General features: G+C 37.3%; 11 protein-coding genes. 4 read left to right on the top strand and 7 right to left on the bottom strand.

From position 1 onward, the window contains the following. Positions 1-142 precede the first annotated feature (142 nt). From AAGC65_RS12190 to AAGC65_RS12200, 3 genes are all read right to left on the bottom strand, one after another. Complete coding sequence (locus AAGC65_RS12190; protein WP_343112729.1) at positions 143-748, bottom strand: TetR/AcrR family transcriptional regulator; 606 nt, start codon at positions 746-748, stop codon at positions 143-145. Positions 749-861: 113 nt separating this feature from the next. Beyond that, positions 862-1386, bottom strand: coding sequence for a DinB family protein (locus tag AAGC65_RS12195; protein ID WP_343112730.1), 525 nt, complete (start codon positions 1384-1386; stop codon positions 862-864). 138 nt (positions 1387-1524) lie between these two features. Next, positions 1525-2703 carry an MFS transporter gene (locus AAGC65_RS12200; RefSeq protein WP_343112731.1) on the bottom strand — a complete coding sequence of 393 codons (1179 nt, stop codon included), beginning with the start codon at positions 2701-2703 and terminating at the stop codon, positions 1525-1527. Between the two features lie 304 nt (positions 2704-3007). Between AAGC65_RS12200 and AAGC65_RS12205 the strand changes: the two genes are divergently transcribed. The 4 genes from AAGC65_RS12205 to AAGC65_RS12220 all read left to right on the top strand — a co-directional run bounded on the left by AAGC65_RS12205 (position 3008) and on the right by AAGC65_RS12220 (position 5677). Then, complete coding sequence (locus AAGC65_RS12205; protein WP_343112732.1) at positions 3008-3223, top strand: hypothetical protein; 216 nt, start codon at positions 3008-3010, stop codon at positions 3221-3223. A 204-nt stretch (positions 3224-3427) separates the two neighbouring features. Next, positions 3428-3970 (top strand): archaeosortase/exosortase family protein, encoded by a 543-nt coding sequence (locus AAGC65_RS12210; RefSeq protein ID WP_343112733.1) that lies wholly within the window; start codon positions 3428-3430, stop codon positions 3968-3970. 106 nt (positions 3971-4076) lie between these two features. Then, complete coding sequence (locus tag AAGC65_RS12215) at positions 4077-4355, top strand: hypothetical protein (protein WP_343112734.1); 279 nt, start codon at positions 4077-4079, stop codon at positions 4353-4355. 161 nt (positions 4356-4516) lie between these two features. Beyond that, positions 4517-5677, top strand: coding sequence for a putative sensor domain DACNV-containing protein (locus tag AAGC65_RS12220; protein ID WP_343112735.1), 1161 nt, complete (start codon positions 4517-4519; stop codon positions 5675-5677). 7 nt (positions 5678-5684) lie between these two features. Here AAGC65_RS12220 and AAGC65_RS12225 read toward each other — a convergent pair whose 3' ends face one another. The 4 genes from AAGC65_RS12225 to AAGC65_RS12240 all read right to left on the bottom strand — a co-directional run bounded on the left by AAGC65_RS12225 (position 5685) and on the right by AAGC65_RS12240 (position 12420). Beyond that, a complete protein-coding gene (locus AAGC65_RS12225; protein ID WP_343112736.1) occupies positions 5685-8273 on the bottom strand; it encodes a hypothetical protein in 2589 nt (862 codons plus the stop codon). A gap of 58 nt (positions 8274-8331) precedes the next feature. After that, complete coding sequence (locus AAGC65_RS12230) at positions 8332-10680, bottom strand: GAF domain-containing protein (RefSeq protein ID WP_343112737.1); 2349 nt, start codon at positions 10678-10680, stop codon at positions 8332-8334. A gap of 245 nt (positions 10681-10925) precedes the next feature. Beyond that, complete coding sequence (locus AAGC65_RS12235) at positions 10926-11456, bottom strand: phosphatase PAP2 family protein (RefSeq protein WP_343112738.1); 531 nt, start codon at positions 11454-11456, stop codon at positions 10926-10928. A 100-nt stretch (positions 11457-11556) separates the two neighbouring features. After that, a complete protein-coding gene (locus AAGC65_RS12240; protein ID WP_343112739.1) occupies positions 11557-12420 on the bottom strand; it encodes an SdiA-regulated family protein in 864 nt (287 codons plus the stop codon).

The following is a 12420-nucleotide window of genomic DNA, read 5'->3' on the forward strand; positions in this document are numbered from 1 at the left end:
GTTTTGACCTGCTTAACACTGCTGATAAGTAATAGGTAAAAATTAATATCCATTGTTTGTTAAATTATATATGTAGATGTGTAAACTCTTTTATTTAACAGTGTTAAATAACTTAACAATGTTATTTAGTATTGCATAAAAGTCAGGCTCTTTCAATTGATTTAATGATAGTGCCAATAGCGTCTTTCAGTACCTGGCGGTTCATCTCATCTGAATATCCTCTTCTAAGGATGTTAATAGAAATTAAACCATGAACAACAGACCAAAAGGTATAATACTTTAAGCATATGATATCTTTTGATGGGTTCGCAATATTCATCAGATCGACTATTACCTCGCTAAATTGTGTAAAGGGATTTTGTGATTCAGGCAGAACTTCTACAAGGTCACAGCAACAATTCATTTCTACACCAAACATCAACTGATAAAGCTCTTTATTATCAAAAGCAAAATTCCAATAGGCCAACCACATTGCTTCCAGTTGTTCGGCCGGAAGTTTATACTGATTTTTAGCTAATTGCAAATCCCTTGATAATATTAAATAACCTCTTCTGGTAAGTTCAAGCAGAATAGCTTCCTTATTTGAAAAGTATTCATATATGATTGGAGCAGTGTATTCAATTACATCGGCAATTTTGCGCATACTCAAAGACTGCCATCCCTCCTCTTTTACAATATGGAGTGATGCATCCAGAATGTTCATCCTGGTTTCATCTTTTAGGCGTTGAATCCTCTCTTTACTTGCCACTTTTTTACGTGATTAAATTATTTAACAGCGTTAAGCAAAGTTATAAACAACATAAACTTTATTTACCATCGCTTTGTCAAATTCATTTCATTTGAATGTCAGGTAAAATGTGTTTAAACTGATGCTTTCTGCAACAGATAAACCAACTGACCTAAATGATAACTTTGATGTATTGTTCTGTTAATTAATATATTAAGCTTATTTCTATGTGGTTCTTTTTCAAAATCCTCGGTAGAAATGGCGCTGTGTTTGGTAAACCAATCAGCAGGTGATAGTTTATCCATCTGTTGCTTAAGTGTAGTGTTTACCTTATTCCAGGCATCTTTTAGCTCAATTATGGAAGGCTTTTCAAGGTTAGCTGTTTCAGGATTGCGTAAAAAGATATCATCCAGTTCAGGGTAAAGGCGTTCTCCAAGTTCAAGATAAGTAAACATGCCATCGCTTACCGCGGTAAGGTGCCCTAACAGGTAAACTCCGGTATTACGTTTAGGTGCTGTAGCCGCAGCTAATTGTTCATCTGTTAATTTATCAAGTAAACCATTCAGACGGGTGTTTTGTAACTCCCAGTTGGATGTAGCTACTTTAATGGCTGTGTTCAACAGAGTTAAATTGTTGGTTTCGGTGGTAGTATTGTTCATTTCGGTAGATTTAATAATATAAAGTGTTGCCTGTAAATATTGGATCTTTATATTGTGCAATTATAAGTTTTTAGTCATCTGCTTTTTGTTCTCGTAACAGATTTTACAAACTCGTGATCTACGTTTTGTACTAAAACTCTACGTCATTGAAGGAGAAACCTGCGACGTTTTTTCAGCTTTTAACTGTGAAACCATCACAATGATCAGTGCGCCAAAACCCGCAACAATGCCAAATGCCCAACGCAAACCTGCTGCCTGCGCTATAAACCCTACTGCAGGGGGGATAATAAGAAAACCCAGATATCCTACTGTAGAGATAGCGGCCAAGGCCTGACCGGTATTCATGCTTTGTGATTTACCGGCCATGCTGAAAACTAATGGGACAACACATGAAACACCCATTCCTACCAGGCCATAGCCGAAATAAACAGTGTAGTTGTAAGGTAACAGCACCGAAAACAATAACCCTGTTAGGATCAGGATACCACTAACGCTCAAAACTCTTTTTATACCAACAGAAGCCACCAGCCTGTCGCCGGTAAAACGCCCAATAGTCATGGCCACCATATAAATTACAAATGCAGCCGTTGCTGCCGGTTTGGAGGCATGTAAAACCTTTTGAAAATAGATCCCGCTCCAATCATACATCGTATTTTCACAAGCCATTGAGGCAAAGCAGATCAATGAAAATTTAACCAGATGCTTATCGGGCAATGAAAAAACTGATTTGCCCGACTGAGCAACCGGCTTTTCATAATAGGCATGCGGGTAAAATATCAGAGTTATCACAATCATGCATATACCCACAAATAACAGGTGATAAGATGGCGCAACATTATATGATACCATTAAATAACCTAAAGCTGCCCCGGCAAAGCCCGCTAAACTCCAGATACCATGAAAAGTAACCATGATCGATTTATCATAAAACGATTGGATGCTTACTGCCTGCGCGTTAACTGAAAGATTGAATATATTGCGTGCTGAACCAAAGAAAAAAAGTAATACAATCAATTGCCACACATAAGCAGTAAACCCAGGCACGCATAATAAAACATTAAAAGCTATGGCGCCAAGCAGCATAATACTCCGGCTGCTAAAGTGTTTTAACATTTTAGCTGTTATAGGTATGGTAAGCATTAAACCGATGGGTAAAGCAAATAAAACAGCACCTAATTGACCTTCATTTAAATGTAGTTGCTGCTGTATGGATGGAATACGCGAAGCCCACGATGAGTAACTAAATCCCGAAATAAAAAAGAATACCCCGCAGGCAATTCGTAACTTAAGCAGCTGTTGGGTTGTAAGTTGATCCATAGTACAGATTAATTTATTACAGGTAAAATATCTATAATCATATAGATCTAAATTCTAATTGCTCAATTTTTGCCTCATCTTAAACATTTGGGGAATTAAATTCCACATTACGAACATTGAAAGAAGCCTATCTTCTAAAAAAAATTCTTGCCCTGCTAATTAAAAAGCACCAAATATCCATAATTCTCCAATACTAAACTAACTTTCAGGTTATGTAATATTGATTGGTACAGAGTTTGGATAACAACAATTAAATACAACTTTATAAATTCAAATTACAGATTAAACCACAAAAAAAACAATCATGAAAAGATCAAAACTATTCAACTTTGGTGCATTTACTGCTTTATCATTGTTAGCAACCATCCCAACACAAGCCTCAGTTGTAGCAATTGTCCCTCCTGCATTGCCAATTAACAACAACGTTTGGCTTTTAGTTATTGCAGCCGGTTTAATTGGTTACAAAGTAATTTCAGGTAAAAAAAACCAAGCCACACAAAATCAAAAGGATTCTATATAAGTCTTCTGATATTAACATAATTTTTGTGTTGATTACACGATGTAGTCAACACAAAAATTAAATTCCTGTAACTTTTAATTGATAAAACCCGTTAGCATCTACTCGACGGGATTTTTTTTACACATCGCCGAATTAGATTTAGAAATGACGATAAACACTTACTTGTTAAAGTGGTATCAAATACCAGCTGCTGTTAAGCAATTTATGTTAAAAGGGATAGTGATGCTGGTTTTATGGAAAGTTATTTACCTGTTTTTTTTGCTTCCGGGCCGTTATGTTGACAGTCCCCTGACCAACTCAGTAGGAAAAGTCGCAGCCTGGGGTCTTAATATAATTACACATCCCAACGATTATTCATCAAAAGAAGAATCTGCTCCGGCACTTGATACTGATAATGGTTTAAAAACAGAGATGCAGCGTTCGATTTACTTTGGTCAAAACAAAGCAGCCAGTGTTTATGACGGTTGTAACGCACTTGAGCTAATGGTATTGTACGTTGGTTTTATTATTTGTATTCCGGCTGATACAAAAAGGAAATGGCTATTTGCTTTAGTTGGCGTTATTATTATCTATCTGATCAATGTATTGCGTTGCATAGGGGTAATATGTGCTATCCGTTATTATCCACAACAAGCCGATTTTATTCATCACTACGTATTTGAAATAGTTATTTATGCTGCTATTATAGCCATGTGGCTGGTATTTGCCAATAAAATAAACATCAGAAATAATGCGCAGCAAGTTTAAGTATATCATAATCGGAGTCATTCTTATACTTTTAATCTATACTCTATATTACAAGGCGGTTGTTTATGTAGATTACTTTAACCAGATACCACGTAAGGTCAGACATTTGAGTCGTCTTGCTTCCATCGTTTTAGTTTATGCCACCGGATATTTTACCTATAAAAAAAATGGTATCAAATGGATGACCGATCTTTGGAAAGTAGTTTACCTGGTTACCATAATACTGCTCGTGTTTATTGGCTTATACGACTGGAGCTTGGGTCCTGCCTCTATGCAGATACGAAATATTGCCAAAACTTTGCATGAATTCCTTATCTCCCCTATTTTATACTTAGGAATAGTAATCATTAATCATATACTGGTAAAATCGGGCAGCTTAAGCTAAATATCGCAGATTGCAAGTTTATTGATACCAATTATTATAGCAAATCATTTTGCAATGACCAGATACATTTTTATCGGCCAAATGCAATTTTGATGTATTTGTTTGTGCTAACAGGTAATTAGCATTATTTTTGGTTACATTTCAATCCTTGTTATTCAAAAATGAAAACCAGCAGCACTATTTCTGAACCTACTTATAAAGCTGCCCGGGTTGTAGCACCATCAATCGAAAGGCATTTTAAACACTTTCATTCTAAGGTGGTTAAAGCCTCTGCAGATGATCTTGCTGCTCCTACTCCTGATATTACTACTATTGAAAATATAATTGATATTGCTTTTTGGGCCAGTTTGCGCCGCGAAGAGGGATATTCGCCTAAATTCACATTGGCTTTTTTACCTCCCGAAAGTGCCGGACAACCTTTGCTATTCGGTCATAAAATACGATTAGCACCCAATATCCTGACCAAATTTGCATCTGCTGTTCAACAACCGGGTATCCATTTGGGGGTTTGGGTTGAGGATGGTGAACTTTATGTTTGGGGAACCACCCTGGCCATACCAGCCTATTGTTTTGTATTGGAGGTGATTGAGCCTGGTTTGTTGGTTATAAAACACCGTCGTGTTGATGGGTTTGGTAAATTTGTAAACATTGCCATTTTAAAAGGCGATGATATCAAAGTGGTTGATGATCAAGGCGCAACCCTTTCTGATTGTCCTACTATATTAAGCTCCATGCTTGATTTTACGTTGCCGTCATCATGGAACGATCCGGTAAATGTGTTAGTTCAGCTGGCGGCATCTATGCAAGCCCACAGGCGCGGAGGTATATTATTGGTTGTGCCTTCGGGAAACGACGAATGGATGGAATCAATCATTACCCCGGTATCTTATCCGGTATCACCTGCTTTTTCCGGTCTTACAGATCTGATGATTCACGAAGGCATTGAAAAATATCATACTTCCTGGCAAGAAAAACTACGCAGGGCTGTAGATACCATTGGCGGTTTAACCTCAATAGACGGTGCCACAGTTATCAATGATAAACACGAACTATTAGCCTTTGGTGCAAAAATAGGCCGTTCATCAAAAAGTGTAAGGGTTGAAGAGATCATTGTTACTGAACCTGTTGTTGGCTGCTCAACCAAGATCATTCATCCTGCTCAAAACGGAGGTACAAGGCACCTATCGGCAGCACAATTTGTGTTTGATCAAAAAGATGCGATTGCATTGGTAGCATCACAAGATGGCCGCTTTACTGTTTTCGCCTGGTCGCCGGTTGTAAATATGGTTCATGCACACCAGATTGATATTTTGTTGCTGTAAGCATCTTTTAAAATCTGAAACCTACCGAAATGTAGGGTAAAGCACCTTCTTTAGAAAAGCCAACTACGCCTTCAATAAGAACCAATTGTGCGGGTATCAGATAAATACCACCGCCATAGCCATCATGCCATTGGTTGGATGACTCGCCGGGTACCCAAACTCTACCTACATCATTAAAACCAATGATGCCCAAAGATCCCGGTAAAAGATATGAGCTAAAGTCAATAACTTTAAGGCGAAGTTCAAGGTTATTGTAGGCTATGGTTTTACCAGTAAACCTGTTAGTATGAAATCCTCTGAAATTTTGAGCGCCCCCGAGTTTCATCAGCTGGAAATAGGCGGCATCACCAACGGTTGTACCTAACCCTGTGCGGTTGGCAATAACCAAAACAGAATCTTTATCAGGGTTAACATAAAAACTAAACTCAGATAATAGCTGTCCGTAAGTATTATGCGTTCCGGAGCCACCTCCTGTATAACCACTTATGCTTGTTTTCCAGTAAACGCCTCGGGTTGGCAATGTGCCTTTGTTACGTGTATCATATTGAGCGCTGGTTAGCAAACCTATATAAGTTTTAGTACTAAATACGCTTTCATCGGGATTTACTTTATTATAATCATTTAAAAAACGTTTGGTATTGTTTGATGCCTGACTATTGTAAAACTGTCCTGCTACTCCACCACTTATACGCCAGTTGCCGTAGGTATGATGTAATGAAACATCGCCTGTAACATAATCATAGCGGTTACGATAATAGCTTATTTTATGATCATCCTTATTTTCAAAAACGGTGTTGTTGCCTATTCCGAAAAAATTGCTCAAATTATTCGGACCTCTTGATAAAATATTAATGCCAAAATCATTATTGCCAATCAGCTTTTTCCATTCAGCCACATAAGTAAATAACAGTGATTTCCGCTCAAGCGAATAATTGGTTAAAAACTCCTGCCTAAAAGCATATGGCTCTTTCCGGAAACCATGTTTTTCATAAGAGAAACCACCGATAAGTAATATACCTATGTCATTACTGTAATTAGCCAGTATAATTGGCTCAAACCTGTCAAATTTATAACTGGTTTTGTTGTAATCATTAACAGTGGTATCTGTTGAGCTTTTGTTTTTTACCTGCAATGAAGATGGTAGTTTATTTTGCTGGTCAGAGCGATCATATACATATAAGTTGCTTTTATTATGAAGCTTATTATCTACATAAAAACTGTCTCTGCCATCGCCACCAACCATTCGTACTTTTATCGGTGAGGGCTCGGTTCCTGTAACCGAAAACACATCTTCACCTGCAAAACCGTACAGCCTTACTTCTTTCGTAACATCAGGTTTAAAAGTGCGTTGGTAAGTCACTTTATCTACTGTGCCATCCTTCTTAATTTTGTTAACAGTTACCGATAAATTACCGCCTGGTTCATTGTTGATGGTAAACTTATCAGTTTTGTCACTTGCAGGTATCTCCACCTCGCGCGATATAAAACGATAATATTCTAATGCTTGCTGCGAAAGTATATTTCTGCGGGCTATCATCTTACTGATAATCTCCGTTCCCGAAAGTTTATAAATGGTATCAGGCATCAGTTTAACTGCACGGGTGATTACGTCATCGGTAAGTTTAGATTGTATGTAAGTGATCTGTTCTTTCCAGTCATCTTCACTTAATTGATTTAAAAAATAACGATCAAAATAACGGGCATTAAAATTCCAGCCCTTGATATCCCTTATCTCATTGCTATAGCCCTGAAACTTAGACTTCAACCATTGGTGAGCAACTATCCAGGGTAATACGCCCGATGTTTTGTAATAAACCTGGTCGCGGTCGCGGGGTACGGGTTCATAAATCGTTTCGTGCTTGCCATCAATCTTCTCCCAGCGCCACTGATCTTCATGCCTATCCCAATCACCTAAAAGCATGTCCAGTAAACGTGCCCTTAGTACAGTTTTTTCATCAACACGGTTATCATTATCATCCTGTAATTTTCGTTGTACTTTTTCTGTGTTATCGGTTTTGTCGGCATCTAAGGGTTCACGCTCTTCAAAGAGGAACACCTGATTAGCAAAATCCTTTCTATAGTTCCCCAATTCCGGATCATCTGGCACGTAAACTATTTGCGGATTGGAATGCGGAATGCCCAACACCTGGGCCATTGGCGGAACAGTTAACGCAGAAAATGGATGTGCTGCGGATACCTGATCCTGCAGAATGTCTTTAGCTACAGTAGGCCGCAGATCTGCAGGCAATCCATTTTCAGGATATTTTTGAATTGTTCTCAAAACCCATTGCTGCCCCGTTGAATCCTGAAGGCGCAATGATTTGGTTTGCTTACCTCCGCCCCTTTGTAATATCTTTAATCCGCCTTTTTCAGTACCGATGTGAAACACCTTTAGTTTTACAGGTGTGGCCCAAAGCTTACGATAATTTTCACCAAGAAAGAAACGGTGGGTTTTGCTTACGTTATTGTAACCGGGTTCAATGGCCAGCCTGATACTATCGTTCAAAACCTGTGCTTTTGAGTTTATTGGGCCAAATAATAAAGTGCCCGCTACAAGCAGGAGCACTAACTTAAGCAGGTTTTTAGCAGGGGCCATTTTAAGGTTTTTGTTATACAGTGGTTGTATAACGCATATTACAAAAATAGTTTTATTTTTATAAAGCTATTTCGTAATTAACACCTACTCTTAAGGCTTTCAGACCGGTTACCCCCTGTAATTCTTCCAGTTCAAGAAGTTCAAGGTCATCGTTCAAGATCTTTTCTTCCTGCAGGTACTTAACATATTCCATGTATTCAGCGGCCTCGGTTTGATTAAAATAAACCATCGCTATTTTGCCTGGCTGCGTTAAGCGTTCAACAGTACCTGCTATTAAAACTTTATCGATACGTTTTTTTACAACCTCATACCTGATATTGTAGGCCCCTTCCACATCAAAGCGCCGTTCATCATTCCTGAAGCTGATATCAATGGCATTAGAATGTATAAATATAAGCTGGGTTGTTTGCAGCGGTCTTGAAAGCTGGCTGGTTAATCCATTGGTTAGTCTTGCGATCTCGGCCATTGATTTAAGCTGCCATAAACGGATATTTTTTAGGTATAAAACATCAAAAACCTTTTCAGGAGAAATGGATTGTCCTATATAAATATCGTATTCTACCCCGTCTGTCCGGAATTTTTCAAAATAGCATGGAAAAGAATTCTGAACCTCTTCCTGGGCCTGCTCCAGATAGTGATTGATAGAATTGTTGATCAACTGCATGGAATTCTCCAGGTTACGACGATTTACATATGATATCCCCTTCTCCTCTCCCAATGAATCAAAATAACGATCAATGGTTTCTTTATCATCGGGGTAATTTTGCCTGAAATGATTAAGAAAAGGATTAACCTCTTCCTGTAAAAAGCTTTCAAGCATTAGTTCGTCATTCGTGGTTATAAAGCCGTTTACCTTTTCAAGCCACTCCTCACATTTATATATGAGCCTGTCTGTAAGTGTAAGATGAATATGCTTTTTTAATATGGTTAACGTTTCCATAATAATAGTGAGCAGGGATTTCAAATCTTCCTGTAAGGCTGAGTTACGCTCTATTGTAGAATTGCGAATATCTATAGCACCAAAAAGCGGGTATACATCATCAAAAACAACCGTTTCTATTTCACGATTTTTTTCCTTTCTGTTTCCCTTTTTCAAATAATTCCATGCAACCTCATTAAATTTCCATTGTACCGATGGCTGTAAAGAGGTAAACTTATTTTTAATAACCTTTTCAATTCGTGAAGCAAACTGATCAATACTATTTTGTAATAACTGGGCTATTAGTGGAATAGCTACCTGGAGCTTTGATAACAGTTTTTCATAAAACAAAATCTCTTCATAGGAGTAAACCTCCATGATACCAGCCATTTTTTTATTATAATACACCGGGAATATCCCGTATGATTTTACTCCTGATTGCCGCAGAATATTCAAAAATGGGTGCTTTGATACCTTTTCATCTGTAAGTGACCTAAAGAAAATTGGCTTGGGGTTTTGCTGATAATCATCAGTTATAGCGTAAAAGGTTTCTTCGGCCAAGCTAAACTCCTTTGCTGAGGTGATCAGCACACTTTGCGAACACTCGTCGGTATCAAATATCAGCTTATTGTTGATGGTTAAAAATGGTAGTAATCCAAATTCAATAGCAGGATTTTCTGATAAGGTTTTAAGAGACTCAATTATTAAACGATATTGAGCAGTTTCATTATTGGAATGATTAACCAGCTCGTTACGGATATTTTCAAGAGCATGCGGCAGCGTCACATCAGTTAAGGTAATAACTGAAAAACCTTCAAATTTAAAATTTGATAATGGTAGTACCTCTTCTAATTTATCAATCCCTTCATAATCATTAATATAAGGTTCTATGGTTTCAAAGCTAAGTACAGGTAATTCACCGGTTAATTTTATATTGATGAATTGAGTATTGGTTTGAATATTATAGAAACGCGATAGATTAGTTTCAGGATCAATATATGCAAACAACAATTCGTTTTTTATAACTGTGGAAAAGCCGTACAGACGTTCTAATATTAAGTTATAAATAAATCTTTTTTGCCTTTGACTAAATAATTCGCCCTGGCTAACATTAACTGCATGTAAGCCGGAATGGTGACTGGAATGGAAGTTAAAGAAGGCTTCGGTGCTAAAAAATATCTTTTCTGGTACAGGGGTGCTTAATGCCCAAAAAAACTCTTTTTCATTTAAAATAGGCGGTGTAAGTATACTGTAAATTAACTCGAGCATTTCCCGGTATTTTTCAGCATTTTCCGGAAGCAGGCTCAGATCAATACAGGTATCCTGTTCAAATTTGTTTAATACATACCTGTAAAATTCACTTTTAAGTGTTTTTTCAGTTTGAACCCGCTCTTTCAAATGCTCCACAAATGGATTGAAAGACAGGCATATATCTACCTGACAAAAAAAACAATCATCTTTATTTATATTTAAAACCTCAGTGTGCATTATCGTTATAAAAATTTCATCGTAAAACCTAAAGCTATTGAGCCAATACGCTAAAGAGCCTGGTTAGTATTCACTCAAGATACCTGCTTTGGTTACCATACATTACAAATAGTTTCCCTTGTCAAAGTTATAACTAACATCGGCATTTGTAAGTAACGGATTTGTAATTAAATATCAGGTATTACCCTTATTATCAAAACTATAGTATTAAAATTATGTTCTGTGTAAATGAAGTGTGTAATTTTCTAATCATATTTTTTAAGTTTCTGATAATGCTGTTTGAAAAGCTGACGATTAAACCAACGCCCAGCATATGCTGTACCAATACCAACTGCAGCACCAGCTAATACATCGGTGGGATAATGTTTACCTAAATACATTCTTGAATACCCTACAGAAGAGGCCCATACATAAGCAGGGACGGTAACATACCACTTTTTATACTGCATTGATAAGGTTGTAGCTGTAGCAAAGGCAAGGCTGGTATGCCCTGATGGAAACGACAAATTATGGGTAGGATCATTTACGAAAATCTCATCAGGATACCTATCCGCGGGCCTGGTACGGTTTATACCCGTTTTTATCAGATGGGTAACCAACACACTTGCACCTACCGAAATAAAAGTTTCCGTTGCATTGTGCTGAGCAATTTTATCATTACTTATAAAACCATAAATTAATGTACCAAACGATGCTGCACCAATGGCATAATAGGCTGAGTTACTGGTATTGCGCCAATATAATGATGTAGGATGCTCAGGGTTAATGGCTTTCAAAATTTTAACATCGAGATTTTGGGCAAAGCTGCACCGAGCACCAATCAAGACAAAAAGTATAAGAAAAAGCAGGAAAACTTTTTTGTCTTTAACCATCCTGTTATTTTATATAATTGAATCTTAATACATTACCAGGGCTAACTAAATCACCTTCATTGGATATATAAAGATTATACTGGCTATCAAAAGCAATTCCCTCTGGTTGCAGAAACACAGATGCTTTTAATGGGTATACACTTTTAACTATCCAATTGGCATCTGTCACCACTAATAATTTATTTACCGATGATAATATATACCACTCATTGGTATTGGTATTTTTAGCCAATGCCGACGGGCGGAAAGGTCCTTTCTTTTTGCCAGCCAACTGTTCAATAACTTTTGCATCAATACTAAAACCTCCAGCTTGTTTTACAGACCCATCTGTTTGAAGTTGCAAAATGTAACCACTTACGTGCTTTTTCTTATCGTCGTTACATTGTTTACACAAGACATACAGGCGGTTTGTTTTTTCATCCGCATACATACTTTCATACTCACCCCCAGGTAAAACATCTTTTATTTTGTTTACACCAGGAATATCCTTATTTCGCAATTGATTGAACGGAAATGTAAATAAAGTGCCATCACTTTTCAGCATAATAACATAGTTATTGCAAATGGCTATATCTTCATAATCACCAGATTTTGCAAACCTGCTTTCACTCACTTTTTTATCACCTAACTTCAAATAATATACTTTGCCATCCTCGTCCTCTTCTGCATATAAAGAATCATTTTTGCCATGCCGAAAAGCTATACCCGATATTTCAGTCAGGTTGATGTGCATATTATACTTGATAGGCTTGCTGAGGTCATATCCTTTAGGATTATCAACGACTTCAGATTTATTTTTACAAGATATGCCTAAAAACACACCTGCGACAGCAAGCATCACAATAAGTAATGAAGTGATTTTACGCAT

It is taken from the genome of Mucilaginibacter sp., assembly GCF_039207105.1.
GTDB lineage: Bacteria > Bacteroidota > Bacteroidia > Sphingobacteriales > Sphingobacteriaceae > Mucilaginibacter.